Source organism: [Bacillus] caldolyticus, from assembly GCF_003595605.1.
Lineage (GTDB): Bacteria > Bacillota > Bacilli > Bacillales > Anoxybacillaceae > Geobacillus > Geobacillus thermoleovorans.
On record NZ_CP025074.1, the window covers coordinates 1,212,858 to 1,238,778 of the forward strand.

Here is a 25,921-nt window from a genome sequence, read left to right on the forward strand (position 1 = left end):
GGCGGTATAATATATTGACCCGCCATACGCCCAAAAAGTAAAGGAGTGGATGAAAATGAATAAAGTCTTTCGTTTGCGCGTAGAAGATCTAGAACAGGAAAAAGAGAAGGCGGTCAAACAAGCCGAAAAACAAAAAGCCATCGAAATCGCGAAAAACTTGCTTGACGTTCTGCCTATTCACGAAGTCGCGAAACGAACGGGGCTGACCGTCGCCGAAGTAGCGGACCTGGCGAAGGAAATGGACCAAAATCAACCCCCAGTCCAATGACGCAAAAGAGCCGAGGCCGTACGGTTCTTTTTTTTCGCACTGTTGCCGTTTCATAAAATTCAAGGTCATCATCAAAAGGTGCACTTGACCTTTTATTGACAGTTATTGTACAGGCGAAATCATTTTTCACTTGCGTATCATGAGCGTCTTCCTGCATCAAGTGCATTTTATGGTGAAAAGCCGGGAAAAAGAACCATTTCGTGGTCAAGGATGGCTCTTCTGATTGAAAAAAAGTATATGCTGTGTCTCCTTCGGCCACAATTCCCCCTTCACCGGTACTCTCCCTCCGTATTGACATTGCGCCATACGGTTTCATCCGCGGCAAGCTGTTGGGCGTCAACATAGCGGACGCGGGCGCCGTCAATAAGCGAGATCATCCGCCGTTCGCCGGCGTCAAGCAGCTCGGCGATCACGGAACGAAGCCGACGATGGTATAGAGCGACCAATGGCTCTGGGCGGCCGCCATGGAGTGGAACGATGGCGTCAAACGTCGGATCGATATAGGAAGCAAGCCGCTCCGCCACTTCCCGCCGCATGTACGGCATGTCGCACGGCAGGACGAACACCCAGTCGGCTCGGCTCTGTTCCATGACGGTGTAAAGGCCGGCAAGCGGCCCACAGCCGCGGCAGCGCTCCACATCGAGCAGCACCGGGATGTCCGTTTGCCGGCGGAATTCATCGATAAGCGACGGGTGGCTGACGATGTACAATTCATCGGCGACGGATCGCAGCGCCGCGACGGACCAAGTGAAAAACGGAGCTCCTTCGTGCAACGCAAACGCCTTCGGCCGCCCAAACCGGCGCGACTGGCCGCCGGCGAGCACCGCTCCGGCAATCGTTTGTTTCATCATGCTTCCCCTTTCCGGACATCCATCGTTTGTTTTTACCGTACCATACCAACCGGCGAAAAAAAAAGATTTCCGCCTGCAGACGGAAATCCCAATGGAGCGGATGATTTATTTTTTGCCGATGGCCACCCGCCATACGTCCGGCCCTTCCTCTAAGTACTCCCATGTAAACTGATCCGGACGCTCCATCATGAATTGGTATTGCAGCGGACGCGGGTCATGGTCATTCGTCAGCTCCATCACTTCCCCCGGCTTCAAACTGTCAAACAGCCGAAAAATTGCCGGATGGCGGTCGCGCGGCGGATAGTCCGGGGCGTGGATTTTGGCGGCAAATTGGTTCATAACATTGGCCTCCTTTGTAGTATAATGAATTATATACTTTATCATAACCGCTTGAACCTTGGGGGGTAGTGACGAGCGTCACAGCCCGAAGGTGAACATGTTCAATCCCCATGAAAGGAGAAATGGCGGTTGGAAGAGCTTGTTGGCTTTTGCGCGCAATGCGGCAAGCCGATCCATTGTCTGCATGGGTTTTTAAACGGCGTCGTCAGCCGAGAAACAGAGACGTTGTACTGCTTTCCATGCTATGACAAGCAAAAGGAAACCGAACACACCACGCCGGACAAATGCCACAAGTGATTGAAAACGTTCACAAATGAAAGGGGGGCTGACCCAAAAATCCACTAACAAGTGGACTTTTGGAGCCAGCTCTTTCTTTTTTAAATCGTACATTGATATTGATCATGAACGATTCCGATTAAATCCCTTGTTTCTCCTTATTATTAAAGAAAGGAAGTTCGATTTTCTTAAAAACAATGTCGCTGCCGGGATTAACATGACCGTACGGGCTAAAACGCACTCCTTTTCCTGGACGGATACAAAGCGACAATGACACAAAACGTTATTTTCAAATTTCTACGAATCATTTATAATATGAATGGGGAACGATTGTCCTCATTTGTTCTGCGCTACAATCCCATCCCTTTCCTCAACCACTTACTCTACACGCTCGTTTCCCCAGTCCTCAAAAGAAAGGAGCGATTCATCATCACTCGCTTTTCCAGGGCTGCTATATATCTTATTAGAAGGGAGGATTTTCCTTGGAAGAGATATTGAAACAAATTTTGGACAAGCTCCAAATTATCGAACATGAAGTAAGCGACGTCAAAACAAACATGGCAACGAAACAGGAGCTCGAAGAAGTGAAGCAAAACTTCACAACAGAGCTTGAGGATATTAAAGCCAACATGGCAACGAAACAAGAACTTGAAGAAGTGAAGCATAGTTTCACAAAAGAGATCGAAGACATCAAAGCCAACATGGCTACCAAGCAAGAACTTGAAGACATCAAAGCCAACATGGCTACCAAGCAAGAACTTGAAGACATCAAAGCCAACATGGCTACCAAACAAGAACTTGAAGACATCAAAGCCAACATGGCTACCAAACAGGAGCTTGAGGACGTAAAGAACAACCTAATGAAAGAATTAGATCATGTCAAAGCCAATATGGTCACGAAGCAAGAGTTTGTTTTCGTCCAACAAGCAGTGCTTGAAACAAATGAAATCGTTAAGAAAATAGAACAAAACATGGAAAAGCACGAACGGATTTTAGATCTTCTTTCTAGGCGTTCGATTGAACAAGAAGCGGCAATTTCCAGCATTCGTCTTATTAAGGCACCATAAGCAAGGAGAGAGCATCCCTCCCTACCTTTCTTAGGTGTGGCCGCCTTTTATAGTAAGGAAGAAACGTCTCCATCGGAATGCGCTTGGCGATTTCGTAAACTACATGAGCCATATGATCCAATGGAATGATATCGCTTGGCAACGTGAGGTGATCCACGGTACACTCTTCAAAAATATGATGATGTGTCATAAAAGAATCGCTCCTTTTTCGGTGATAGTGGTTTATGGTGACTCTATTCTGCCAGAAAACGAACGATTCTCTTCTATATTTCGTGTAAAAACGGGCTAATCCCAAAACGCATTCGCGTTTTGGGTCAGCCCGTTTTTGTTATTCTTCCTCCGCCAAATTCGCCACCGGCAGCTCTTCCCCTTCGCCGTGAGTTGGTTTGCGCAAATGGAACATCGCTTTGATGGCAAAGACAAGCAAGGCGGCGACGCCGATCAAAAAGATCGTATCCGGAACAAAGCGGACAAGCAGCAAGTTTTGTACGACGTCTTGTTGCAAGAACGAAGGCGAACGGGACGCCCAATAGCCGTGTTCAAACGCTTCTTTGATTTGCAGCACCCCAACCGGGAGAAGCGTGATGAGAACCATGCCAGCCAGGCCGATGTTCAGCATCCAGCAAGAGAATTTCAGCCATTTGTCGTTCCATGCTTCCGGTTTGACGATGTTGCGCAGCGAATAAAGGAGCACGGCGATCGCAAACATGCCATACACGCCCATCATCGCCGCATGGCCGTGGGTCGGCGTTAAAAACTGCCCGTGTTCAAAGTAGCTGACCGCCGGCAAGTTGATGAGGAAACCGAACACGCCAGCGCCGACCAAATTCCAAATGGCGGTTGAAATCAAGAACCAGAATGTGGCCTTGTACGGGAAGTTGACCCCGCCGTCGCGCATCATTTTGTACTGCTCATACGCTTCCAAAATAAGGAGCGTGAGCGGAATCACTTCGAGCGCCGAGAACACCGCGCCAAGGGCGATCCAAATTTCCGGTGAACCGTTGTAGTAATAGTGGTGGCCGATGCCGATGACACCGCTGCCTAGTAAAATCGTAAATTGAAAATAGAGAGCCCGGACCGTCGATTTTTTCGTTACGAGCCGCAATTGAACGAGCAAGAACCCGATGACAACAACGGCGAACACTTCAAAAATGCCTTCCACCCACAAGTGGATGATCCACCAGCGCCAGAAGTCAGCCATCGTAAAGTTCGTATCCGGCTCGATAAAGAACGCGAAGATGTAAAAGAACGGAACGGCGATGGCCGAATAAAACAGCAAGTGAATGAGCCCGCCTTTGTCGCTTTCTTGCTTCAGCCCGCGTTTGACGCCGCGGAAGACGATGACCAGCCAAAGCAGCATGCCCACGACTAAAATGATTTGCCAAACGCGGCCTAGCTCAATGTATTCCCAACCTTGGTGGCCAAACAGGAACCATTCGTTTCCTAAATAGCCGTTGACGCCGAGCCATTGGCCGATCATGCTGCCGGCGACAAGGACGACAAGCGCCCAAAAGAGCAGATCGACGAGCAGCCCTTGCTTTTTCGGCTCTTGCCCGCCGACAAGCGGGGCGATGAAAATCCCCATGCCAAGCCATGCGGTCGCAATCCAGAAAATCGCCAGCTGCAAATGATACCCTTTGGCGATGTTAAACGGCAATAGGTCATGGATCCATTTGATGCCAAAGAAGCTGTCTGGTTCTGTATAGTAGTGGGCGAGCAGCGCCCCGAACATCGTTTGGACGAAAAAGAGCGCCGATACAACGACGAAATATTTGCCCGCTTTCACTTGCGACGGAGTCAGCGGCTGCCGCCGCAAATCGATGACTGGAAACTTCCCTTCTGCATACGCTTCTTGCATGCTTAACTGATAGCGGTGGAACACATACAAAATGATCCCGATGAACAAAATCAAAATCGTGACGCTCGCGCCGCTCCACCATACCGCGGAAAACGACATCGTATTGCCGGCGTCCTCATAGTACGGCCAGTTGTTCGTATAGGTGATGTGGTCGCCAAGTCTTGGCGTGCTTGACAGCCAAGCGGTCCAGAAGAAAAAGTCGGCAATTTGCTTGATTTGGTCGCCGTCCGCGACCCAAGCACGGCCTGATTTTGGCATGTCGCTTTCTTTGATCAATCCTTTTTTCAATCCCCAACCATCGCCATTGGTGAACACGTCGCGGTAATAGTCGCGCACTTTTTCCAACCCGTATACTTGCGCATCTGTCAGGACGAGAACATCCGTAACCGGGTTGTAGCGATTTTTTCGCATTTCCTTGATGACTTGTTCGCGGATGATCGTTTTCTCATCGGCGGTTAAATCGGCAAACGGTTTGTGATACCGCTCTTTTGCTTTGTAATCTTGCATGCCTTCCGTATAAATTTTCAACGCTTCCGCCGTATAGTCCGGCCCCATATACGACCCATGCCCAAGCACGGTTCCGTAATCCATCAGCCCGTATTTTTGGAAGACGGCCTGCCCGCCGATGATCGTTTCTTTCGTCATCAACACTTGGCCGTCTTCACTGCGCACTTCCTTCGGCCTCGGCGCCATTTCTTTAAAAATCCAATATCCGCCGACAAGCAGGACGGTAAAGCTGATCACAATAGTGAAAATGAGAATCGATTTGAGAAAACTGTTGGTCGTTTGCCGCCCCGGCCGCATGTTGGGGCGAACGGATCGATGAACTTCCATATGAGCCAACCTCCTTCTCGTTTGTTCGCCCCCATTGTAGCGCGCTGATCGTTCGGCGGTTTGTGAGCCGGGGCAAATGTCCGTTATGATTTATATCACAGCTTTATGGCGTGAGAATGTATACAATGAAGGCAGAAAAGGCCAAACGGCGCGGATGTTCAAAAAGAGAAAAGCATCGATGCTCTGTTGACAGCCGCCACACTTTTGTCACATTTCCAAAGGAGAGAACGCCATGGCGAACCATTGGATGAAAGACCGCTTAAAAGCTGTTCCGTTGTTTCGTGAACTGTCCGATTACGAGCTTGATTCGCTGGTTGCCATTTCCCACGTGCGCGTTTACAAGCCGCGGACGTTTGTCTTTATGCAAGGCGACCCGCTCGAGCGAGTCTATTTCATTCATTCCGGCACGGTAAAAATTTATAAAACGGACTTCAGCGGGAAAGAACAAATCGTTTCGATTTTGCAGACGGGAGAAATGTTTCCGCATGCCGGCTTTTTCTTAAAAGGCACCTATCCGGCCCACGCCGAAGTGGTCGAGGAAGCGACATTGATCGCGATCCCGATCCACGATTTCGAACAAGTGCTGATGGCGAGCCCTGAACTTTGCATAAAACTGTTTCGCGTCATGGGCGAAAAAATCGTTGATTTGCAAAACCGGCTCGAAGCGCAAGTGCTCCATAATACGTACGAACAAATCGTGTTGCTTTTGTTGCGGCTGACGCGCACGAACGCCGTCAAACAAGGGAAGTGGCACCGCCTCACCGCCCATGTGACAAACCGCGAGCTGGCCAACATGATCGGCACCGCCCGGGAAACGGTGAGCCGCACGTTGAGCCAACTGAAACGGAAAGGGCTGGTTGACGTCGACGAACACGGCTTTTATTTGATTGACCGCGAAGGGCTCGAACAAGAAATCTTTTTCTAACTCCTTTTTCCCCATCGTCCGGCACCGGTCGGGATGCGCAATGGAGCTGATGGGGTTTCCTTTCAAACATTTCGGCAAGCCCATCTTTCTGGAACATGCTATTCCGCCCTTTCAAACGAAAACGAAACCTTTTTTCCAAAGTGGAATATGTCATGTTTCGGCCGAAAGATGTGAGCTATATCACAACATTCCACAGTGAAAATGATTATCATGATAGTCAAAAAGGAGGGAAAGCGCATGGGTGTGACGATTGAACTCGATGTACGCGAAGATTTGCGGCAAAAGCGGGAACCGTTTGAAAAAATTATGAACGCCATCAAGCCGCTGCAGCCGGGCGATACGTTCATTTTACACGCCCCGTTCAAGCCGCTGCCGTTGTTTCCGATTATGAAAGCGAAAGGATTTACGTACGAGGCCGAACAAATCGAGAAAAAACATTGGAGAGTAACGTTTGTCAAACAGGGGGGATGACCGATGATCCTCGATAACCGCGGACTCGAGCCGCCGCAGCCAATGATGCGGACGCTCGCTGCCCTCGCTAAGCTGAATCCTGGGGAGACGCTGACGATCATTAACGATCGCCGCCCGATGTTTTTGTACGAGCAGCTTGACGAGCTTGGCTACCGGCACGAGACGGTCGCACGCGAAGACGGCAGTTTTGAAATCCGCATTACGAAAGGATGAGCAACGTGTTTCCTACTCGCACGGGGACGGAAACAGACGTCCGTCTTCCGTTCTCGTTTATCATGTTCGCCGTGTTGGCGTTCGCCGCGTCGCAGCTTATGTTGCTTGGAGCGATTCCCTCACTTAGCAGCGGCGCGTTCCGGCTGCCGTTCGTGTGGGCGGCGGCCCACCTGGCGTTGCTTGGCTTTGCATTGATGACGGCCATGGGGGCGATGTACCAGCTCGTTCCGGTCGCCTTTTTGACGCCGATTTGGAGCGAGCGGCTCGGTTTTTGGCAGTTTGCGATCACCGCTCTCGGCATCGTCGCCTTTGCCGCCAGTTTAGCGTTTACGCCAAACCAGGCGTTTCTCCCTGGCTTGCTTCTGCTGTTCGGCATCGTGCTGTTTGTCTGGCAAATGGCGATGACATTAAAACAACAAAAAAACAAAACGATCATGACGCTGTTTGTCGCGACTTCCTTGTTGTTTTTGCTGCTGACGGGCGCCGCCGGAGGGCTGCTTGCCTTTCACTTTTTCGCCGCCACAGGCGCCAACAGTCATGAAACGGTGTTCGGCTTGCATGTGCTGTTCGGGCTGTGCGGCTGGTTCACACTGCTCATCATAGGCTTTTCGTACAAAATGGCGCCGATGTTCTCGCTCGCCCACGGCTTTTCGCTGCGGCCGGCGCGTTACGTCTATGCGCTGTACATCAGCGGGATTGCTGTGGCGTTCGCCAGCTTATTCTTGCGAAGCCACGCATGGCTTGCAGCCGGTGCAGCCTTGCTCATGAGCGGATTCGTTGTTTTCGCCTGGCATATCCGCGCCATTTTGCAAAAGCGGATGAAAAAAACGCTTGACCGCCCGTTCCGCTTTTCGCTTTCGGCCATCGTCATCGGCCTTGTGCTGCACGTTGCGGCCTTTGTCGCCATCGTCGTCGGCAGCGGACGGCTGCTTGGCATCATTGTTTATTTATTCATTGTCGGCTGGATTCTCTTCAGCATCGTCGGCTATTTGTTCAAAATCGTGCCGTTTTTATGGTGGACGCATCGCTACAGTGAAAAAGTCGGTCAACAAAACGTGCCGACGTTAAAGCAAATGATGAATGAGCGAGCCGTCACCGTCCAATGCCGCCTATGGCTCATCGCCCTCGCGCTGGCGGCCGTTGCGCTTGCTGTCGCGAGCGTGCCGCTGTTCGCCATCACTCAAGTGCTGTTGGCTGGATTAAGCGTTGCCTTTGCCGGAACGATTTTAACGGTCTTCCGAAAATAAGCGAATGAGGAGGAAAAGAACGATGGATGTCCGCGAACTTGCCATTCAACAGCTGAAAACGGTCCTTGATCCGGAGCTCGGCATTAACGTCGTCGATTTAGGGTTGATTTATGACTTAAAAATCGAAGATGGGCATATCAATGTCCTGATGACGCTCACGACCCCCGGCTGCCCGCTTCACGACTCGATCGCCGGCGGCGTCAAACGGGCGCTTGAGCACATTGACGGCATCCGTGACGTGCGCGTCCAAGTGACATGGAACCCGCCATGGACGCCGGAGCGAATGAGCGAAGACGCGCTCCGGCAGCTTGGGCATTTCACAACCATGCCATCAAAGGAACGATGACAAAAAAGGCGAAGGCGATGTATCCGACATATCGAATCCACCGGGGAAATCCTCGCCAATCGAGGGCTTCCCGCTTCATCGCCCCTCCCGCGGCGATCCGATCCAACTCTTCGACCGGCGAAAACACCCGGTCATCCATCCGTTATTTGAATAAAAAATGTGCTCAAACGAAAAATCCGCCTTTTTTGTTTTTAAAAGGCGGATTCCCTCTTGTGAAGCACGCTTTAGCTGACCACAAACATGTTCGTTTCCTCATTGCCGATTTTGCTTACACATGCTCGCGAAACCAGCGCACCGTCTCCAAAAACGCTTCACGCGTCACTTTATGGCCGGCGTGCGGGTCGGCGATGAATTGCAGCCGGTCTTCGTTTCCTTCATAAAGTGGTTTAATTTGCTTGTAAAACTCATATGTATAAGCATACGGGACGACTTGGTCGGCTTTCCCGTGCCAGATGAACAAAGGCCGGCCCGCAAGTTTTTCCGGCTGTTTCGATAGATCATAGCGGGCGAGCTTTTCTCTTTCGAGCGCCAGCAGCGTCGGCGGCAGCGGAATGTCGATTTGACGCCGCTTCGCTTCTTCCATCATCGCGTCAAAAAAGGCGCTGTAGTTCGGGCAGCCCATGAGCGCCACCGCCGCCTTCACCCACGGATAGACGGCGAGCGCGCCGAATGTGACGATGCCGCCCATCGATGTCCCAGCGAGCCCGATCCGTTCGGGATCCGCCAATCCGCGGCTTACAAGGTCGTTTTTCATCTCCTCGATTTCGGTGATCGTGCGCACAACAATGTCCCAAAACGACAGCTGCAATTTCCGTTCGCTCAAGCCTTCGTCCCGTTCACCGTGAAACAGCGCGTCGGGAAGCACAGCGCGGTAGCCCGCCTCGGCGAGCAAGTAGCCGAAATGCAAATTATGTTCTTTGGCGCTCGTAAAGCCGTGGATAAAGAAAATCAGCGGCAGCCGTTCGTCCCGCTTTTCCGGCTTGACAACGTGAAGAACCGGCACGCCGGCCAACTGTTCCTGTTCAATGATCACCATGGTTGCACAAACCCCTTTTCTTTTTTCATCGCTGTATAGTTTACCATATGGACAGCGATTTTGGAAAAGAGTTACACTATGTAGTGTAAAGAATAACGAGGGCAAAGGAGTCGGACATGAAGCCGTATTTAATCGCGTTGGATTTGGATGGAACGTTGCTCAAAGGGGATAAAACGATTTCTCCATTTACCAAAGACGTCATCCGCCGCGCCATCGACACCGGCCATTTTGTTGTCATCGCCACCGGCCGCCCGTACCGGGCAAGCTCCATGTACTACGAAGAACTTGGCCTTGCAACGCCGATCGTCAATTTCAACGGCGCGTTTGTCCACCATCCGCGCCAGCCGTCGTGGGGCATGCACCATTACCCGCTGCCGCTTGCGATCGTCAAAGACATTGTTGAAATCAGCGAATCCTATGGAATCAAGAATATGATGGCCGAAGTGTTAGACGATGTCTATTTCCACCAACATGACGAGGTGTTGCTTGACATCGTCCGCCTTGGCAACCCGACCGTGGAAATCGGTGATTTGCGCCGCTCGCTTGGCAAAGACCCGACGAGCGTGCTCGTGTACACGGACGATGATCATATCGAGCGGATTCAATCACACTTAGCGAATGTGTACGCCAACGTCATTCACCAACGGCGCTGGAGCGAACCATGGCATGTCATTGAAATCATCCGCCATGGCGTCCATAAGGCTGCAGGCTTAAAACAAGTCGCCGACTATTTCGGCATCCCAAGGGAGCGCGTCATTGCTTTTGGCGATGAAGACAACGACCTCGAGATGATCGACTGGGCCGGTCTCGGTGTTGCGATGGGCAACGCCATCGAACCGTTGAAAACCATTGCCGACGATGTGGCAAAAACCAATGAAGAAGACGGCGTCGGTGCATATTTGCAGGATTTGCTTCGTTTGTAGTTTCCATCGCGGCGGCTTCCGAGCCGCCTTTTTTGGCGCCGTCCATTAAGATGGATGAAAAAGCGCGTTTCTCCAAAATGTTCATGAACAGAAAAAAGAACTGTTTCGATGCTGCTCCGTTGGCGAACGCTTTGCTGGAGCGTTTTCCGCGTTCCATCACCAGCCTTATCTGCTTCCTACAATCTAAACGCTGGCTGATGCTTCTCTTTTCACCTTGCTCCAACCGCCTTGCCGCTTTGTAGAGCGACTTGTGTTGTAACGAATTTCCTTACTACTGTTCCCCCCGTGCGGTTACACTATACGTGACGCAACGCGCGTCTTCATATTTTAAAGGGGGAATCCGTCATGGGCAAACGAAACAAATCGAAGCGTTTCGTCCAACAAAGCGTCGATGCGGTTGAACGGCATGACAAGCGAATCCCTTATCATTTAACGTACGCCGAGGCGGAAGCGCGCAAAGCGGAAAAAGCGATGGAAACGTCGCTTGGAGGAGCGTAGCGATGGGCAACCGCCTGTTCCAAGAGGCGCGCAAAGCGGTCGCGCAGGCCAAACAAGCGGCTAACGGCGAAATCGACATGAACGTCGACCGCGCCATTGCCATCGCCAAAAACGCCTTGTCATCTGCCTATGCGCATTCCAACACGGCGGAAAAAGCGCAGTTGCGTCAATTTCAAGCCGAGCTTGATGAGCTCACTCAATAACCGCTGCGGGCTTCCCGCAGCTCTTTTTTTCGCCCGCTCCCGATTTTCCGTTGTATTCCGAGCTAAAAACCGCTACACTGAACATAGAAACATGAATCACCGTTCACCTGCGAAAACGGTTGGTTCATCCGACCGAGCCGTGGGGAACACGGAAGGAGAAAAGAGGAGGACGAAAGATGTCCATTCAAATCATTACCGACAGCGGCGCGGATTTGCCGCAAGCATACATCCGCGAGCATCAAATCGCCTTTTTGCCGCTTGTCGTTCATTGGAACGGCCAAGATTACGAAGATGGCATCACGATCGAGCCGAAGCAAGTATATGACGCCATGCGCCAAGGGCATACGGTGAAAACGGCACAGCCAAGCCCGCTGGCGATGAAGGAACTGTTTTTGCCATACGCCAAAGAAAACCGGCCATGCCTTTACATCGCCTTTTCATCGAAATTATCCGGTACATACCAAACAGCGATGGCCGTGCGCAGCGAACTGCTTGGTGAATATCCGGAATTTCGCCTGACGATCATCGACTCGAAATGCGCCTCTCTTGGCCAAGGGCTCGCCGTCATGAAGGCAGTCGAGCTGGCGAAACAAAACACACCGTACAACTTGCTTTGTGAAACGATCGAGGCGTATTGCCGCCATATGGAACACATTTTCACCGTTGACAACTTGGATTACTTGGCGCGCGGCGGCCGCATCAGTAAAGCCGCCGCGGCGTTCGGCGGGCTGCTGAACATTAAACCGCTTCTCCATGTCGAAGACGGGGCGCTTATTCCGCTCGAAAAATGGCGCGGGCGAAAAAAAGTGTTAAAGCGCATGGTCGAGTTGATGGGCGAACGCGGCAACGATCTTCAAAAACAAACGATCGGCATCAGCCATGCCGATGACGAAGAAACCGCCTTGGAGCTGAAACAAATGATCGAAGAAACGCACGGCTGCACGCGCTTTTTCCTCTCCGACATCGGCAGCGCCATCGGCGCACACGCCGGACCGGGGACGATTGCCCTCTTTTTTCTGAACAAATATATTGAGATCTGACGCCTTTCCCGCCGGACGAAACACGGGCGCCTGCACAACACAGGCGCCTGTCCTCATCACCGAAGTTGATCAAGAAGGTTGTAGTAGTAGTACGTTTTGGACCGCATCCGGCCATCCGAGAAAATGAGTTGCTGTTCCTCAAACCGATTCAAATAGCGCCGAACCGTTGCTTCCGGCAAACCGGTCAACTCCGCCATCATGTTCGCGGTAAAAATCGGGTGCTGGAACATGACATTGACAACGGTTCGAATATTATGGCTGTTCACAAGCGCACTTGCCTTTTCCAAATCCTCTTCATACAAATCGTTTACTTTTTGAATCAAGCGAACATTTTGTTTCGCTTGTAAATGGACGCATTGCAAGAAAAACTGAATCCATTGCGTCCAGTCGCCTTTGTAGCGGGTATCATTCAAATAGCGGTAATACTTGTGCTTATCCCGTTCAAGCACATCGCTGACAAAAAAGAAAACGCATTTGATTCACGACATCTTCGCTAAGAGGAAGCTTGAAGGGGACAAACGGTTTTCGTTTCATTTTTCATTCCCCTTTACGAACATTTTAGATAAAAAATGATCGTTAAACACCTATATTTACCCTATTACAAACATTTATCTCTATTTTTGTACTTAATTATACTCTGAAGCGAACCATTTGTTAAGAAAAATTCTCAATTTATCTTTCCACAAACTACCTTCCCCTATTTCCATATAGTTCATTTCCATTTACCGCATACTAATGATGGACGATCGAAACAAGGGAGGGCTACCGATGCCAAACACAAGCGACAACGACAAAAAAGCGCGCGACAACCAGGCGAAACGCCATGAGAAAAACATGATGCGCGAAAAAAACCGCGAAGCCGGGAAGTTCGCGTATTCGAAGAAGACGGATCATTTGTGAGCAAAATGACAAAAAAGGCGGCCGAAAACACCGCCTTTTTCACATTGTTCCCCCTGCATCAAGTCCCGCTTTCAGCATGGTGCTACATGCCGGCCTCTTCCGGATAAAGGACGAAACTAACCTTCTTGCCCCTTTGATCATTGTTGTCTTTCCTCCCACCTTTTTCTATAATGAAAGTACATCACACGCCCGGGAGGTTGCTTATGTCCAAAGAAAGTTCGTTTGATATCGTATCCAAAGTCGATTTGTCGGAAGTGGCGAACGCGATTAACATCGCCATGAAAGAAATCAAGACGCGCTACGACTTCAAAGGAAGCAAAAGCGACATTTCGCTCGAGAAAGACGAGCTCGTTCTCATCTCCGACGACGAGTTTAAGCTTGAGCAGCTGAAAGATGTGCTCATCGGCAAGCTCATTAAGCGCGGGGTGGCGACGAAAAACATCCAATACGGCAAAATCGAGCCGGCATCAGGCGGCACAGTGCGCCAGCGCGCCAAGCTCGTCCAAGGGATCGACAAAGAAAACGCGAAAAAAATCACCACGATCATCAAGAACACCGGCTTGAAAGTGAAAAGCCAAGTGCAAGATGACCAAATTCGCGTCAGCGGCAAAAGCAAAGACGACTTGCAAAAGGTGATCGCCGCCATTCGCGAAGCGGATTTGCCGATTGAGGTGCAGTTTGTGAATTATCGATAAGCGGATGAGGCAAGCCTCCATCCGCTTTTCTTGTTTAGTGAAACGCCTCTCGCCAAACAACGATGACGGGGTTGCGGCTCAATTCTTCAAACTCCAGGAATTTCCGCGCCTCTTTCTCCGCCTCCCGCAGCATTTGTTCGTAAACACTGGCATTCTTGATGCTGTTGTCAATCCCTTGGGCAACGACCACACCGATTTTGGCATGGGGAAATATGGCCCAAACATCGTCTTCAACAACAAAACGTGTCATCATTCACTCCTCCATTTCCTTACGGTTTCGAAGGGTTCGCCAAGGCGGAGAATAGTCCTAACAAGATATAACAACAGCCCGCCACCCGGTTCATCACCTTCATACTTCCTTTCTTGGCAGCCAGCCGTTTGCGGATGTCCGCGGCCAACATGGCATACAAGCTGTCATTTAGCAAGGCGAGAACAACAAATATCGCCCCCAAAAGCTACGCCGAACACCGATACAACCCCTGCTTTCGTTCCTTGGCTCATGCTCCTAGCCATGATGTACAATACCGCCGGTCCGGGGACGATGAGCAGCGCCGTGGCTGCCACTATAAACACACCGATCGCCGCAAGATCCATCACATCTCACTCCTTCATTTTCTATTTCACTGCTGTTGCTTTTTCATCAAGAAAGCGATTTGCTTTTCGTTTTCAAATGGCATTTGCTCGAGCTGCTTGATGATCCTCTCTTGCCGATGTACAGAATGGTTTTGACTTAATTTGGCTTTTCCCTCTATTCGCTCGATATGGATTTTAAAAGCTTGAATTCCGCTTCTCATCTTGGAAAGCAACTTAGCATCGACCTCTGACAGCTGGTAACGGCTGCCCGGTGCTTCGTATTTTTCTACCATATCGTGCAGCGACTGCATGATTTCTTCTTCATCGTCGATCAACTCCACGTTCCCATACACATGGACGGCCACATAATTCCATGTTGGCACCGCCTGGTTCGTTTCATACCAAGAAGGAGAAATGTAACAATGTGGACCGTGGAAAATCGCCAAGACCGTCTGATGTTGAATGTCGTTCCATTGCGGATTCGAACGGGCAAAATGGCCGTACAAACACGTTTTCTCCCGATTGAGCAACAGCGGCAAATGGGTGGCAAACAGCTCCCCTTGATGCATCGACACCAAGGTGGCAAAACTGTTCTCCTCGATCACCTCATAGACGACAGACATATCGTTGATGACAAAATACTTCGGAATATACATCAGTCCTCTCCCCCCATCTTTTCAATTACAGCATTCCATTGTTCACAATGTATAATATAATCAAAACTGACATAAAAAAAGTGACAATAACAAAAAAATAAACATGTCAGGAGGATGAACATGAAGACGATCATTTTTGACTTGAAGGACGGCTCGCCTAAATACAAGCAAATCTACGAAAAATTGAAATCATTGATTGAACAAGGCGACATTCGAGCTAATGAGCCGCTTCCTTCCATTCGCCAACTCGCCGAATCATTAAATGTCAGCCGGAACACAACTTTAATGGCTTACGAACAGCTAGTAGCGGAAGGATATATTCGCGCGGAAAAACGAAAAGGGTATTTTGCCAATGAAGTGGAACCTCTTTTCATTCCAAAAGCCCGCATTTCTGCACGCCAATCGGCAAGGGAAGCAGCAACGTCCGTTGTTGTCGATTTTCGCGCCGATACCGTCGATGCCGATCATTTCCCCGTTAAAGCATGGAGAAGAATTTCCAATCAAGTATTGGCAGCCAAAGGATGTTTTCGCTATGGGGATCCGTTTGGGGAATTATGCTTGCGCAAACAAATCTCCATCTATCTTCTCGAATCCCGCGGGGTGATCACAGAGCCAAACGCCATCATCATTGGAAGCAGCACACAGCAAATGCTTCTCTCCCTTGGCTATATTCTAAAAGATGAATTCAACAGCATGATCGTCGAAGACCCTGGTTATGACGGCGCCAGAGAAGCGTTTTTGTTTCACCGCTTTCAGCTGGAAACGGTGCCTGTTTCCGAAACCGGCATCGATCTTTCACCGCTCGAGAACAGGCGATCGCGGCTCATCTATGTCACCCCTTCACATCAAAGCCCGATGGGAGTCAGCATGCCGATCCAGCAACGGCACAGGCTCATTCAATGGGTGAACAACGTCGATGGCTATATTATCGAGGACGATTACGACAGCGAATTCCGTTACACGCAAAAGCCGTTTCCGGCTCTTGCCTCCATTGATTCGTCAAGAGTCATTTATCTGGGCAATTTCTCAAAATCGTTTCTGCCTGGGATTCGCTTAAGCTACATGGTGTTGCCGCCGTCACTTTTGTACCGTTATCAGCAGCAGTTTCGCCTTTTCGAAAGCACTGCGTCCATCCTCAGCCAATTGGCGATGGCCAAATTTATGGAGGAGGGGGAATGGGGCCGCCATATTAAACGCATGCGCCTCGTGTACAAACGAAAAATGGAGCATTTAACATCACTACTGCGAAAAGCATTTGGGGATATGATCTCCATTATTGGCGAACAGTCCGGTTTATACGTGTTAATCAAAGTTCATTCCGATTGTTCAGAAGAACAGCTACTTCAACGCGCCCTATCGTGTGGGGTAAAAGTGTATCCCACTTCGCGCTATTTTGTGAACCAACGGCCAGACCGACCCATGATCAAGCTCGGTTTTAGCGGCTTGTCGCTCGAGGATATTGAGCTTGGAGTCCAACTGCTCAAAAAAGCATGGTGTTGACGACGACTTCACGGAAAACGATCTCTTTTTACACAGGCTCATGGAATCCCTGTCTTGGCGTGTATTTTTGATCGGTTTCTAATGTCACGTTAATTTTAAATATTTACATTTTTTTGTTTTTTTGTATAATACACTAAAGCCTGAATCCGTGACAGAAGTGTATCAAAAATGCTGGGAAACCCAATCGTGTCGAGACTTCGACTCCATTTCGAATGTTCACCTATTAGGTGAAGAACCCCGAGTGCAATATTTTGTTGATTGATCCAGTTTTCTTGGCAGCTTTGAACGCGTCTTTATCACGGATTCAGGTAAAGGGGAAAGAGAATATGGGTGGAAAAAATCATAGACCATTTAATATGTGGTGCAAAATTGATATAGCTATTGAACTTTCCACCAGTATTTCTACAAAGCTTTTCTATCGACTGGAAGGACATGGTTCTCTTACGGTGGTCCCTCCTATTCCAACAAGTGACGACATACTAAAACATGCTCCGTCTCAAGTCCCAGCGAGTTGGTAATAATCCTTTCGGGTGGTCCTCAAGATTTTTCAAGACCACCCTAGCTTATTAAATGGAAAGGGTAGAAAAAAATGATTGCCGTGCAAGACGTAAACAAAATCTATCCGCCAAACCGCCAAGTATTACATAATGTTTCCCTTGAACTGGTTGAAGGGGATCGACTTATTCTTTTAGGGCCGAATGGAGCCGGAAAAACTACTTTAATAAGATGCATCATCGGGCTTACTGCACCAGACAGCGGCAGCATCTATGTCAATGGAGTAGATGTTGTCCGCCATCCAGATGAAGCGCGCGAGTCGATTGCGGTCGTATTTGAAGAAGCTGACAACTCCTATTCCTATTTAACTGTTTTGGAAAATCTCTTATACTTCGGCTTGCTGAACAAATGGAGTCGTGCTGAAGCAAAACGAAGAGCCGAACGAATGATGGCCGTGTTGAATCTAACCCCATACGCTGAGTGTCTTACCCAAACCCTTTCACGTGGGATGAAACAAAAACTGGCATTTGCGATCGCCTTAATGAAAGGAGCGCCGTTTTTGTTCCTTGATGAGCCAACTCTTGGCCTTGATGTTGAGTCGCAACATCATATCCGAACCATGTTAACGGAAGAAAACCAATGGTGGAAAGCCGTTCTCATCACCACCCACGACATTCCTTTTGCCCACGCCGTTGGAAATAAGTTTGTCTTTATTCAAGGCGGAAAAATCGTTTGGAGCGGCACGAAAGAACATTTTTCAACTCCAGCCGACCTTGAAACTCATTTTTTGGCCGCTGTTCGTTCCAACCTATCCGTCTAAGGAGGTGAGTCGGTTGCCCCTGCAAATCTTGAATGTAGTATTGGCTTCCTTTTTGAAAAAAAGGGCAGAGTATCGTCGGTATTGGTTCGATTTTACCGTTGGGCTGATCATTAAATTTGTCTTTTTTCTCGGCACGCTGTACGCAAGCCCGATACAGACCGGAAAGGAAGCGACGGTCAAACTATTCGGTTTCAGCCTTTGGTACTTAAGTGCTCATTTGATCTCGAAGCTCGGCAACACGGTGATCGAAGAAGCATATCTCGGCACGGCAGAGCAGGTACTTTCCACCAAGACTCCCCCATGGCAAGTTTTAATGGGCGTAGTGATCGCGGAAATCGCATTATCATCCGTGTGGGTAGTGCTCTTTTTCATCTGTGCGGCTTTGATGATTGGATTTTCCGAAATTCTCTCGGGAATATTATCCATGATAACGGAGATCGTCGTATTTGGCAGCGTAAGCCTAATCGGGATGACGGGAATCGGTGTGTTCATTTTAGGACTGTCCCTTCGCTTAAAACAAGTCGGAGCCGTTACCGAGGTGCTGCTTTATTATTTATTAATCTTCTCAGGTTTTTTTCTATCTTCAAATTTATTGCCGACAGCGTTTCATATTCTCAACTACTTTTCTCCCCTTTCTTGGGCCGTGCAAGGAGTGAATGAAGGATGGCCCGTATTCTTTCCTGCTCTCGGCATCTCGCTATTATGGCTGGCCATGGGCTCATTGGTCTTGAAGCAACAATGGCATTGGGCGAGAAAAAACGGAAAAATCGGAAGCTACGTATAAAAGAGCGGACGTTATCCCTCACATTTCGCACCCTTTCGGCGAAAACGGATTTGTTGCGGACAGTCACGATCCGCGGCGAACCCCATTCCGTCATCGAAGCCATTGAGCGGCAAATGTACCATTATTCGTATCATATCGGGCAAATCGTCTATATCGCGAAACAGCTGAACGCAAACAACTGGAAAACACTGACCATACCAAGAAATCGAAAAACAACATAAGCAGCTTCTGATTCGAATGATCATGCAAACGCCATCCGCCCCTCAGAACCGTCAGTCGATAAAGGCGGATGGCTTTTTTTTGCAGCTTGGCGTTTCTCTACAATCATACCGATCTAAATCGTGGTCATCGTCTGGAAAGTTTCACAATGCCGACCAACAAACAAACCATCCCCACTCCCCACGCCAGCCCCGCCTTGCCAAGAAGGAGGGAGATTTCTTCAGATGCCTGCACATGGGTAAGATCAAACTTGATTGCTCTCAATGCAAAGTAGGCGGCAATAGAGAACAGCAGAAAATGAGCAAAAATCCAATGCCATGCGGAACGACGTGGCCGGTCCTTCCGCCAAAGAAAAACAACCGTTATGATGGCGACCAACATCACGCCGGAAAAACCACCAATGAGCAAATCCATCACATCTTCTTCCATGGGCAAGTGTTTATGCATGTTTTCGACCCCTTTCATCAAGGTGAGGTAATATTTTATACTTCTCTTTCCATTCCCCCTCTTCCTTTTTCCAAATATTCAAACACTCATCACAATCATCTTCGAGCAGAGAGTTCATGCGTTATTCGGCAATAAGAAAAGGTGTCCTATCTCTTTTGGGACACTCATTTGATAAGTTCGAATTTTCGAACAAAATTGCCGAACATTTGGAGAAAATGGACGAAATCTTGGCACGCTTCCCCTATCAAATCTCTTTAGGAGCTGTTGAAGCATGTTTATTTCTTCCAACCGTTTATTCGCAAATTCTGAGGAAGTCGACTTTTCAAATTGAGAACTTGCTTGTTTTAAATGTTCTTTCACTTTATCACCACCCCCTCTTCTTCACCATTATTACTTGGCACGATTTTTGCGTTTCATAGTAGGCGAAACCAAAAAACTTTATAAGGAGATGGTGAGAAATGAAAGCCGCCGTTGTTCACAAATTCAAGCAAAAACTTCAAATTGAAGAAGTGGAGAAACCAAAACTAGGATATGGCGAAGTGCTTGTGAAAATTGAAGCTTGTGGCGTCTGCCATACCGATTTGCATGCGGCTCATGGGGATTGGCCGGTAAAACCGAAACTTCCGCTTATTCCTGGTCATGAAGGAGTAGGAATCGTTGTTGAGGTCGGCGAGGGAGTGAAATCAATCCAAATTGGCGACCGTGTTGGCATTCCATGGTTATACTCGGCATGCGGTGAATGTGAATATTGTTTAAGCGGTCAAGAAACACTTTGTCCACATCAATTAAATGGTGGATACTCTGTCGATGGCAGTTATGCAGAATATTGCAAAGCCCCGGCCAATTATGTCGCACGAATTCCTAAAAATCTCGATCCTGTACAAGTTGCTCCTATTCTTTGTGCTGGAGTCACAACGTATAAAGCATTAAAAGTTTCAAATGCCAAGCCTGGCGAATGGGTCGCTATTTATGGAATCGGGGGATTGGGCCATATTGCTCTTCAATATGCCAAGGCAATGGGATTAAATGTTGTTGCTGTTGATATCAGTGATGAAAAGGCAGAACTTGCGGCAAAGTTGGGTGCTGATATTACGATCAATGGATTGCAAGAAGACCCTGTAGCAGCCATTCGTGAAAAAGTAGGCGGAGTGCATGCAGCTATTAGCGTTGCTGTAACGAAAAAAGCGTTCGAACAAGCTTATCAATCCGTGCGACGCGGCGGCTGCCTTGTCATAGTTGGACTGCCTCACGATGAACTGCCGATTCCTATTTTTGACACTGTATTAAATGGCGTTACGATAAAAGGTTCGATCGTCGGTACACGAAAAGATATGCAAGAAGCTCTAGATTTCGCCGCACGCGGAAAAGTTCGCCCTATTGTGGAAGCGGTACCATTAGAAAAAATTAACGAAGTATTTGAACGGATGGAAAAAGGTCAAATCAATGGCCGCGTTGTTTTAACAATGTAACACAAAGCAGCAGAAGAACAATCCTAAATTTTCTAGGGGAACGGAGAAAAATGGCGATTTTTTCAGCATTGCCTGTTTTTAGTTTAGGCACAGATCGATATCATAAAGTTTCTCATTTTGAGAAATCGACCGGTTCAACCACCAGTGCCTAATAAATCACCTGCTTTCTAGTATTACGAAAAGTGCTATCCGATTATGTCAAACTCTTAGGGGAAGATTCCCCTTCCCCTAAGAGCATATCTGAATGGAAAATAGCTTAATTTAAACATCTTTCTGAAACCTTATTACACAAGGAGGATGCAAATGATTTACAGCAAACCAGGCGAAAGAGACGCAAAAGTTCAATTCAAAACAAGATACGATAACTATATTAACGGAGAATGGATACCGCCTATTTCGGGTCGATATTTCCAAAATATTACACCCATAACAGGAGAAGTATTTTGTGAAGTAGCACGCTCGCAGGCTGAGGATATTGAATTGGCGTTAGATGCAGCACACGCGGCAAAAGAAGCTTGGGGAAAAACATCACCGGCTGACAGAGCGTTGATTTTAAATAAAATCGCTGATCGAATGGAAGAAAACTTAGAAATGTTAGCGGTTGCCGAAACATGGGATAACGGCAAACCAATCCGTGAAACATTAAACGCTGACCTTCCTTTAGCCATCGATCATTTTCGTTATTTCGCTGGAGCCATACGCGCTCAAGAAGGAACAATCAGCCAAATTGACGACGATACGATCGCGTACCATTTTTATGAACCACTCGGCGTTGTCGGGCAAATTATCCCATGGAATTTTCCATTATTGATGGCAGCATGGAAAATTGCTCCTGCGCTTGCTGCCGGAAACTGCATTGTGCTAAAACCAGCTGAACAAACTCCAGCATCGATTATGGTGCTTATGGAGTTGATTGGTGATCTGTTGCCGCCTGGAGTGCTCAATGTTGTCAACGGGTTCGGATTAGAAGCTGGCAAACCATTAGCTTCTAGTCCACGTATCGCCAAAATCGCATTTACCGGTGAAACAACGACAGGGCGGCTGATTATGCAGTACGCTTCACAAAATATTATTCCTGTTACACTGGAATTGGGCGGCAAATCCCCAAACATCTTCTTTCCTGATGTAATGGAAAAAGACGATGACTTTTTAGATAAAGCGATTGAAGGATTTGTCATGTTCGCTTTAAACCAGGGCGAGGTTTGTACGTGCCCTTCTCGTGCTCTCATCCATGAGTCCATTTATGACGAATTTATGGAGCGCGCTCTTGAACGCGTGAAAAAGATTCGAACAGGAAATCCACTTGATACAAGCACAATGATGGGAGCACAAGCTTCAGCAGAACAAATGGAAAAAATTCTTGCATACATTGATATTGGAAAACAAGAGGGCGCCGAATGCCTAATTGGCGGCGAAAAAAACATAATCCCTGGATTCGAAAACGGGTATTATATCAAGCCAACCGTATTTAAAGGACATAATAAAATGCGTATTTTCCAAGAAGAAATTTTCGGTCCAGTAGTCTCAGTGACAACATTTAAAGATGAACAGGAAGCTTTGGAGATCGCTAATGATACGTTGTACGGCCTTGGTGCCGGGGTATGGACGAGAAACATCAACTTGGCTTACCGTTTCGGAAGAGGCATTCAGGCAGGAAGAGTTTGGACAAATTGCTACCATGCTTATCCGGCCCATGCTGCTTTTGGAGGATATAAACAATCTGGGATCGGCCGTGAAACCCATCATATGATGTTAGCGCACTATCAACAAACGAAAAATTTACTCGTTAGCTACAATCCAAAACCATTAGGATTTTTCTGATCAATCAAGCAACAAAAAGCTGATCCGAAAGTCGTTTACGCTTTTGGATCAGCTCCTTTTTCTTTTAATAAATATCTCAATGTTCGTACGCTGATATTTAATCGCTCTGCTGCTTCTTTACGATTTCCTAACGTTTCTTTTAACATTTTCATTACAAAAGATCGGCCGATTTTCGTTTCTAGTTCTTTCACTGAAGATATTACTTGTTCAAGATCTAATCGATCACTGTTTTTCCATAGTGCTAGCACACCATTCATCCATTTTTGCAAATAAGCTTCTAAGTCTTCTACTTCATCTTTTGTACTTCGCTTGTTATTCGACACTTGCCCTAAATGCAACGGAACCTTAAGCTTCTCCGGCAAATAATCAACGGTGATCACCTCTGTTTCTCCTTCCGCTAGAGTTATCGCCCTTTTAACAACATTAAACAATTCTCTCACATTCCCCGGCCAATGATACTGTTTCATACGGGAAATACAGTCCTCTGAAAACGATAGAGGTGTATTTAGTTTTTTTAAAAAATAATCAATCAAAATTGGAAGATCTTCGAGCCGCTCTCGAAGCGGAGGAATGGTAAGTTTCACAACATCTAATCTGTATAATAAATCCTCTCTAAACGTCTTCTCCTCGACCGCTTTTGCCAGATTGACATGCGAAGCAGCAATAATGCGTGTATTCGTTTTGCGGATCGTTTCACCCCCGACGCGAATATACTCCCCTGTTTCTAGCACTCTTAACAGTTTTACTTGCGTTGCAAGAGACGCTTCTCCAATTTCATCTAAAAATAACGTGCCACGGTTAGCAATTTCAAAAATCCCCTTTTTTTCTTTTACCGCTCCTGTGAACGCCCCTTTTTCATGTCCGAACAATTCGCTTTCTAACAGTGTTTCCGAAACAGCGCCACAATTCACCCCAATAAAAGGCTGATCATAGCGCATGCTCGCGTTGTGGATAAAATGAGCGAGCACTTCTTTTCCAGTCCCAGTCTCTCCTTCAATCAACACATTCACATTTTTTTTCGCAATTTTATAAGCTAATTTAAGCAAATCATTCATCTCTTTATTTGTTCCAACGATGAAACCGAGCGTCTCAGCCAACTTATACATATCATCTTGGGATGAAAGAGGACCATCACTTAATAATTCATCGATTAATCGCTCTAACTGTTCAATATCGTCAAACGGTTTTTCAATATAGTCGTTTGCTCCATGTTTAATCGCTTCAACTGCTGTCTTTATTGTGCTATAGCCTGTCATTACAACCGCTTTACAAGAAGGATATGAGCGTTTTAACTGTTTTAATAAATTTAAACCGTTTGCATCTGGAAGTTTCACATCGATGAAAGCAAGATCAAACTTGTATTGTTGAATCAACTGAAAAAAATCTTTCCCGCTAAATCCAAGCTTGACCTTGTTCCCTTTCCCTTCTAATAAATGTTGAAAAAACGTTCCAACTTCCCTTTCGTCATCAATAACTAAAATATTCCCCACTCATCTCCCCCCTTATTTCTTTTTTGGAAGTTTTAATATAAACTCACTTCCTTTACCAAGTTCGCTGACCACCTCAATCGTTCCACCGTGCGCCTCAGCAATCCCTAAACTAACAGACAGCCCAAGCCCGGTTCCCTTACCTGGCCTCTTCGTTGTAAAAAATGGATTAAAAATTTCCTGCAAATGTTGTTCTTCTATTCCTTTTCCGTTGTCACGGACCGATAGAACAACCCAATGTTCTCCGGCTTCAACGATCGACTTTGTTTCTATGACAATGATTTTCTCTGGAATATCCATCTCTTCAAGCGCATCTTTAGCGTTTATTAATAAATTTAAAATAACCTGGCTTATCTGTTGAAGGTTTCCTTCAATCAATTCAATGGAAGCGTCTAATCTTTTTTGAATACTAATATTTTGTTTGCAAATTTGATCACCAATTAACCCTAATACTTGTTCAACGGCATCATTTATAGAACAATCTTCAAACCTATATTCATCTTGTCTTGAAAATGTCAATAAATTTTGAATAATGGTTTTGCAGCGTTTCCCGCATGAATAAATATCAAATAGCAGTTTATATATACGATCATCTTTTGAAAAAGACCTCAACAACAGCTGGGCATTGCCAAGAATGGCGGTGAGAGGGTTATTCAATTCGTGCGCAATTCCAGCAGCCATTTCCCCAATTGCAGCTAACTTTCCTGATTGAACAAGTTGGGCTTCAATCTGCAATTTTTCAGTAATGTCATTGAGATACATAATCACAGCGTACATATTTTGTTTTTCATTCAAGACGGGATAAGAACGCAATTCGCATACCCTCTGCTGGATATGAATACGCCGATGAACAGATTTTTTTGTTTCTAAAATTTCCACGATCGGGCTTTCCTTTGGATTAATTGATAACAATTTACATATATCTTTTTTATACAAGTCAACTTGAAAAAACTCGTTAGCTGCATCATTATACCGTAAAATATTCCCTTCTAGGTCGACGAGGAATATCATTTCTGAAACAGCTCGGAATGTCTCTTCCCATTCTTTTTTACTGGTAAGTACCTCATTATAAAGACGGACATTTTCAATACAAACCGCCAGTTGGTCGCAAAATTGCTGAAAAAAGGACAGATCATCTTCATCATACACCACTTTTTCCTTGCTTCCTATACTCAGTACCCCGATCACCTTTCCTTTGCTAATAAGTGGGATCAATAATACACTGCGGACTCCTAAGACGTTATATACAGCTGCTTCAACATACAAATCTTCGTCTTCTTCTATTTGATAAAAAATTTTTTCGAGCGATTGTATGACTTGCCAATAGAGCGATCGCTCTTTTGGAAAAACAAAACCAATAGGAAAATACAAAGAGTGAGCGGGATATACATTTGTTAACACTAATTTATGATTTTCACATAACGATAAGCTGATTCGTTCCACTGGGAAAATTGCTTTCAATTTATCCATACTATTTTTTAACATTTCATCCATTGACATATCAATATTAAAACTTTTGGTAATATCGTTAATAATCTCCAACTGCATATTTTTCTTTTTTAACTCTATCACCATCTTTTTTAATTCTGTGTAATAACTTTTTTTCGAAGATTGAACTCCTGTTAAAAGGCTAATGAGCTGTTGCCGGTCATTCATTTTG

General features: G+C 47.1%; 28 protein-coding genes and 4 pseudogenes. 20 read left to right on the forward strand and 12 right to left on the reverse strand.

Translation table 11 applies throughout. The features are described from left to right. Positions 1 to 10 precede the first annotated feature (10 nt). Positions 11 to 268: pseudogene (locus tag CWI35_RS06360) on the forward strand (transcriptional regulator); the annotation flags it as partial. Positions 269 to 537: 269 nt separating this feature from the next. Here CWI35_RS06360 and CWI35_RS06365 read toward each other — a convergent pair. Beyond that, positions 538 to 1,119, reverse strand: coding sequence for a molybdenum cofactor guanylyltransferase (locus CWI35_RS06365; protein ID WP_033007367.1), 582 nt, complete (start codon positions 1,117 to 1,119; stop codon positions 538 to 540). A 105-nt stretch (positions 1,120 to 1,224) separates the two neighbouring features. Further along, complete coding sequence (locus tag CWI35_RS06370) at positions 1,225 to 1,458, reverse strand: DUF2249 domain-containing protein (RefSeq protein WP_013523134.1); 234 nt, start codon at positions 1,456 to 1,458, stop codon at positions 1,225 to 1,227. Positions 1,459 to 1,587: 129 nt separating this feature from the next. Between CWI35_RS06370 and CWI35_RS18245 the strand changes: the two genes are divergently transcribed. Beyond that, positions 1,588 to 1,755, forward strand: coding sequence for a hypothetical protein (locus tag CWI35_RS18245; protein ID WP_021322324.1), 168 nt, complete (start codon positions 1,588 to 1,590; stop codon positions 1,753 to 1,755). Between the two features lie 461 nt (positions 1,756 to 2,216). Continuing rightward, positions 2,217 to 2,801: a hypothetical protein gene (locus CWI35_RS06380; protein ID WP_119877595.1), complete on the forward strand. Its 585-nt coding sequence runs from the start codon at positions 2,217 to 2,219 to the stop codon at positions 2,799 to 2,801. A gap of 328 nt (positions 2,802 to 3,129) precedes the next feature. On the opposite strand, the gene CWI35_RS06390 is transcribed toward CWI35_RS06380, so the two are convergent. Next, a complete protein-coding gene (locus CWI35_RS06390) occupies positions 3,130 to 5,493 on the reverse strand; it encodes a nitric-oxide reductase large subunit (RefSeq protein WP_031212676.1) in 2,364 nt (787 codons plus the stop codon). A gap of 232 nt (positions 5,494 to 5,725) precedes the next feature. Between CWI35_RS06390 and CWI35_RS06395 the strand changes: the two genes are divergently transcribed. The 5 genes from CWI35_RS06395 (at position 5,726) to CWI35_RS06415 (ending at position 8,695) form a co-directional block, all read left to right on the forward strand. Further along, positions 5,726 to 6,418 (forward strand): Crp/Fnr family transcriptional regulator, encoded by a 693-nt coding sequence (locus CWI35_RS06395; protein WP_023633922.1) that lies wholly within the window; start codon positions 5,726 to 5,728, stop codon positions 6,416 to 6,418. A 237-nt stretch (positions 6,419 to 6,655) separates the two neighbouring features. Then, on the forward strand, positions 6,656 to 6,889 hold the full coding sequence (locus tag CWI35_RS06400) for a DUF2249 domain-containing protein (RefSeq protein WP_014195085.1): 234 nt from the start codon (positions 6,656 to 6,658) through the stop codon (positions 6,887 to 6,889). Positions 6,890 to 6,892: 3 nt separating this feature from the next. Then, positions 6,893 to 7,102 carry a DUF2249 domain-containing protein gene (locus CWI35_RS06405; RefSeq protein ID WP_013146125.1) on the forward strand — a complete coding sequence of 70 codons (210 nt, stop codon included), beginning with the start codon at positions 6,893 to 6,895 and terminating at the stop codon, positions 7,100 to 7,102. Beyond that, the gene (locus CWI35_RS06410; protein WP_020279206.1) at positions 7,099 to 8,349 is read left to right on the forward strand and encodes a membrane protein; all 1,251 of its coding nucleotides are present in this window, start codon (positions 7,099 to 7,101) and stop codon (positions 8,347 to 8,349) included. Before CWI35_RS06405 ends, CWI35_RS06410 begins: the two co-directional genes overlap by 4 nt. 22 nt (positions 8,350 to 8,371) lie before the next feature. Beyond that, a complete protein-coding gene (locus CWI35_RS06415) occupies positions 8,372 to 8,695 on the forward strand; it encodes a metal-sulfur cluster assembly factor (RefSeq protein ID WP_119877596.1) in 324 nt (107 codons plus the stop codon). 268 nt (positions 8,696 to 8,963) lie between these two features. On the opposite strand, the gene CWI35_RS06420 is transcribed toward CWI35_RS06415, so the two are convergent. Further along, positions 8,964 to 9,731 carry an alpha/beta fold hydrolase gene (locus CWI35_RS06420; protein WP_119877597.1) on the reverse strand — a complete coding sequence of 256 codons (768 nt, stop codon included), beginning with the start codon at positions 9,729 to 9,731 and terminating at the stop codon, positions 8,964 to 8,966. A gap of 116 nt (positions 9,732 to 9,847) precedes the next feature. Here CWI35_RS06420 and CWI35_RS06425 point away from each other — a divergent pair, with 116 nt between their 5' ends. The 4 genes from CWI35_RS06425 (at position 9,848) to CWI35_RS06435 (ending at position 12,395) form a co-directional block, all read left to right on the forward strand. Further along, complete coding sequence (locus tag CWI35_RS06425; RefSeq protein ID WP_011230249.1) at positions 9,848 to 10,654, forward strand: Cof-type HAD-IIB family hydrolase; 807 nt, start codon at positions 9,848 to 9,850, stop codon at positions 10,652 to 10,654. Between the two features lie 345 nt (positions 10,655 to 10,999). Then, complete coding sequence (locus CWI35_RS18250; RefSeq protein WP_011230248.1) at positions 11,000 to 11,152, forward strand: hypothetical protein; 153 nt, start codon at positions 11,000 to 11,002, stop codon at positions 11,150 to 11,152. A 2-nt stretch (positions 11,153 to 11,154) separates the two neighbouring features. Further along, positions 11,155 to 11,355 carry a DUF3813 domain-containing protein gene (locus CWI35_RS06430; RefSeq protein ID WP_033024857.1) on the forward strand — a complete coding sequence of 67 codons (201 nt, stop codon included), beginning with the start codon at positions 11,155 to 11,157 and terminating at the stop codon, positions 11,353 to 11,355. A 176-nt stretch (positions 11,356 to 11,531) separates the two neighbouring features. After that, complete coding sequence (locus tag CWI35_RS06435; protein WP_119877598.1) at positions 11,532 to 12,395, forward strand: DegV family protein; 864 nt, start codon at positions 11,532 to 11,534, stop codon at positions 12,393 to 12,395. A 56-nt stretch (positions 12,396 to 12,451) separates the two neighbouring features. Here the strand turns inward: CWI35_RS06435 and CWI35_RS06440 are convergent, their stop codons facing one another. Continuing rightward, entirely contained in the window at positions 12,452 to 12,844 is a 393-nt protein-coding gene (locus tag CWI35_RS06440; protein WP_240432152.1) for a Fic family protein, read from the reverse strand. Between the two features lie 319 nt (positions 12,845 to 13,163). Here CWI35_RS06440 and CWI35_RS06445 point away from each other — a divergent pair, with 319 nt between their 5' ends. Continuing rightward, positions 13,164 to 13,295 (forward strand): DUF3941 domain-containing protein, encoded by a 132-nt coding sequence (locus CWI35_RS06445; RefSeq protein WP_008879040.1) that lies wholly within the window; start codon positions 13,164 to 13,166, stop codon positions 13,293 to 13,295. A 203-nt stretch (positions 13,296 to 13,498) separates the two neighbouring features. Continuing rightward, the gene (locus CWI35_RS06450; protein ID WP_033013789.1) at positions 13,499 to 13,990 is read left to right on the forward strand and encodes a YajQ family cyclic di-GMP-binding protein; all 492 of its coding nucleotides are present in this window, start codon (positions 13,499 to 13,501) and stop codon (positions 13,988 to 13,990) included. A 40-nt stretch (positions 13,991 to 14,030) separates the two neighbouring features. On the opposite strand, the pseudogene CWI35_RS06455 reads toward CWI35_RS06450, so the two are convergent. The 3 genes and pseudogenes from CWI35_RS06455 to CWI35_RS06465 all read right to left on the reverse strand — a co-directional run. Continuing rightward, positions 14,031 to 14,240: pseudogene (locus tag CWI35_RS06455) on the reverse strand (B3/B4 domain-containing protein); the annotation flags it as partial. A gap of 19 nt (positions 14,241 to 14,259) precedes the next feature. Next, positions 14,260 to 14,584, reverse strand: a pseudogene (locus tag CWI35_RS06460) (hypothetical protein). 26 nt (positions 14,585 to 14,610) lie between these two features. Beyond that, on the reverse strand, positions 14,611 to 15,219 hold the full coding sequence (locus CWI35_RS06465; protein ID WP_119877599.1) for an FMN-binding negative transcriptional regulator: 609 nt from the start codon (positions 15,217 to 15,219) through the stop codon (positions 14,611 to 14,613). Between the two features lie 120 nt (positions 15,220 to 15,339). Here CWI35_RS06465 and CWI35_RS06470 point away from each other — a divergent pair, with 120 nt between their 5' ends. From CWI35_RS06470 to CWI35_RS06485, 4 genes and pseudogenes are all read left to right on the forward strand, one after another. After that, positions 15,340 to 16,719 carry a MocR-like pyridoxine biosynthesis transcription factor PdxR gene (locus CWI35_RS06470; protein WP_119877600.1) on the forward strand — a complete coding sequence of 460 codons (1,380 nt, stop codon included), beginning with the start codon at positions 15,340 to 15,342 and terminating at the stop codon, positions 16,717 to 16,719. A 589-nt stretch (positions 16,720 to 17,308) separates the two neighbouring features. Further along, positions 17,309 to 18,034 (forward strand): ABC transporter ATP-binding protein, encoded by a 726-nt coding sequence (locus tag CWI35_RS06475; protein WP_119877601.1) that lies wholly within the window; start codon positions 17,309 to 17,311, stop codon positions 18,032 to 18,034. 4 nt (positions 18,035 to 18,038) lie between these two features. Next, complete coding sequence (locus tag CWI35_RS06480) at positions 18,039 to 18,818, forward strand: ABC transporter permease (RefSeq protein WP_240432174.1); 780 nt, start codon at positions 18,039 to 18,041, stop codon at positions 18,816 to 18,818. Positions 18,819 to 18,859: 41 nt separating this feature from the next. After that, positions 18,860 to 19,039 (forward strand): annotated as a pseudogene (locus CWI35_RS06485) (DUF1572 family protein); the annotation flags it as partial. A gap of 124 nt (positions 19,040 to 19,163) precedes the next feature. Here the strand turns inward: CWI35_RS06485 and CWI35_RS06490 are convergent. Together CWI35_RS06490 and CWI35_RS18255 are read right to left on the reverse strand one after the other, a co-directional pair. Continuing rightward, positions 19,164 to 19,484, reverse strand: coding sequence for a hypothetical protein (locus tag CWI35_RS06490; RefSeq protein WP_025038928.1), 321 nt, complete (start codon positions 19,482 to 19,484; stop codon positions 19,164 to 19,166). Positions 19,485 to 19,598: 114 nt separating this feature from the next. Beyond that, a complete protein-coding gene (locus CWI35_RS18255; RefSeq protein WP_128082655.1) occupies positions 19,599 to 19,844 on the reverse strand; it encodes a phospholipase D-like domain-containing protein in 246 nt (81 codons plus the stop codon). Between the two features lie 98 nt (positions 19,845 to 19,942). Between CWI35_RS18255 and adhP the strand changes: the two genes are divergently transcribed. Both adhP and adh read left to right on the forward strand, forming a co-directional pair. Next, positions 19,943 to 20,953: an alcohol dehydrogenase AdhP gene (gene adhP, locus CWI35_RS06500; RefSeq protein WP_119877603.1), complete on the forward strand. Its 1,011-nt coding sequence runs from the start codon at positions 19,943 to 19,945 to the stop codon at positions 20,951 to 20,953. 303 nt (positions 20,954 to 21,256) lie between these two features. Further along, positions 21,257 to 22,774, forward strand: a complete 1,518-nt coding sequence (adh, locus tag CWI35_RS06505; RefSeq protein ID WP_119877604.1) for an aldehyde dehydrogenase — start codon at positions 21,257 to 21,259, stop codon at positions 22,772 to 22,774. A 35-nt stretch (positions 22,775 to 22,809) separates the two neighbouring features. Here the strand turns inward: adh and CWI35_RS06510 are convergent, their stop codons facing one another. Both CWI35_RS06510 and CWI35_RS06515 read right to left on the reverse strand, forming a co-directional pair. Continuing rightward, complete coding sequence (locus CWI35_RS06510) at positions 22,810 to 24,264, reverse strand: sigma-54-dependent transcriptional regulator (RefSeq protein ID WP_119877605.1); 1,455 nt, start codon at positions 24,262 to 24,264, stop codon at positions 22,810 to 22,812. 12 nt (positions 24,265 to 24,276) lie between these two features. Beyond that, complete coding sequence (locus tag CWI35_RS06515; RefSeq protein ID WP_119878006.1) at positions 24,277 to 25,917, reverse strand: GAF domain-containing sensor histidine kinase; 1,641 nt, start codon at positions 25,915 to 25,917, stop codon at positions 24,277 to 24,279. Positions 25,918 to 25,921 lie beyond the last annotated feature (4 nt).

Bases quoted from the DNA above. Each gene is read 5' to 3' on its own strand.
- CWI35_RS06475 (WP_119877601.1), top strand. From the start codon at position 17,309: ATGATTGCCGTGCAAGACGTAAACAAAATCTATCCGCCAAACCGCCAA.
- CWI35_RS06490 (WP_025038928.1), bottom strand. From the start codon at position 19,484: ATGCATAAACACTTGCCCATGGAAGAAGATGTGATGGATTTGCTCATT.
- CWI35_RS06420 (WP_119877597.1), bottom strand. From the start codon at position 9,731: ATGGTGATCATTGAACAGGAACAGTTGGCCGGCGTGCCGGTTCTTCAC.
- CWI35_RS06435 (WP_119877598.1), top strand. From the start codon at position 11,532: ATGTCCATTCAAATCATTACCGACAGCGGCGCGGATTTGCCGCAAGCA.
- CWI35_RS06445 (WP_008879040.1), top strand. From the start codon at position 13,164: ATGCCAAACACAAGCGACAACGACAAAAAAGCGCGCGACAACCAGGCG.
- CWI35_RS06465 (WP_119877599.1), bottom strand. From the start codon at position 15,219: ATGTATATTCCGAAGTATTTTGTCATCAACGATATGTCTGTCGTCTAT.
- CWI35_RS06410 (WP_020279206.1), top strand. From the start codon at position 7,099: ATGAGCAACGTGTTTCCTACTCGCACGGGGACGGAAACAGACGTCCGT.
- CWI35_RS06370 (WP_013523134.1), bottom strand. From the start codon at position 1,458: ATGAACCAATTTGCCGCCAAAATCCACGCCCCGGACTATCCGCCGCGC.
- CWI35_RS06425 (WP_011230249.1), top strand. From the start codon at position 9,848: ATGAAGCCGTATTTAATCGCGTTGGATTTGGATGGAACGTTGCTCAAA.
- CWI35_RS06365 (WP_033007367.1), bottom strand. From the start codon at position 1,119: ATGATGAAACAAACGATTGCCGGAGCGGTGCTCGCCGGCGGCCAGTCG.
- CWI35_RS06415 (WP_119877596.1), top strand. From the start codon at position 8,372: ATGGATGTCCGCGAACTTGCCATTCAACAGCTGAAAACGGTCCTTGAT.
- CWI35_RS06470 (WP_119877600.1), top strand. From the start codon at position 15,340: ATGAAGACGATCATTTTTGACTTGAAGGACGGCTCGCCTAAATACAAG.
- adhP (WP_119877603.1), top strand. From the start codon at position 19,943: ATGAAAGCCGCCGTTGTTCACAAATTCAAGCAAAAACTTCAAATTGAA.
- CWI35_RS06390 (WP_031212676.1), bottom strand. From the start codon at position 5,493: ATGGAAGTTCATCGATCCGTTCGCCCCAACATGCGGCCGGGGCGGCAA.
- CWI35_RS06405 (WP_013146125.1), top strand. From the start codon at position 6,893: ATGATCCTCGATAACCGCGGACTCGAGCCGCCGCAGCCAATGATGCGG.
- CWI35_RS06430 (WP_033024857.1), top strand. From the start codon at position 11,155: ATGGGCAACCGCCTGTTCCAAGAGGCGCGCAAAGCGGTCGCGCAGGCC.
- adh (WP_119877604.1), top strand. From the start codon at position 21,257: ATGATTTACAGCAAACCAGGCGAAAGAGACGCAAAAGTTCAATTCAAA.
- CWI35_RS18250 (WP_011230248.1), top strand. From the start codon at position 11,000: ATGGGCAAACGAAACAAATCGAAGCGTTTCGTCCAACAAAGCGTCGAT.
- CWI35_RS06515 (WP_119878006.1), bottom strand. From the start codon at position 25,917: ATGAATGACCGGCAACAGCTCATTAGCCTTTTAACAGGAGTTCAATCT.
- CWI35_RS06400 (WP_014195085.1), top strand. From the start codon at position 6,656: ATGGGTGTGACGATTGAACTCGATGTACGCGAAGATTTGCGGCAAAAG.
- CWI35_RS06395 (WP_023633922.1), top strand. From the start codon at position 5,726: ATGGCGAACCATTGGATGAAAGACCGCTTAAAAGCTGTTCCGTTGTTT.
- CWI35_RS06450 (WP_033013789.1), top strand. From the start codon at position 13,499: ATGTCCAAAGAAAGTTCGTTTGATATCGTATCCAAAGTCGATTTGTCG.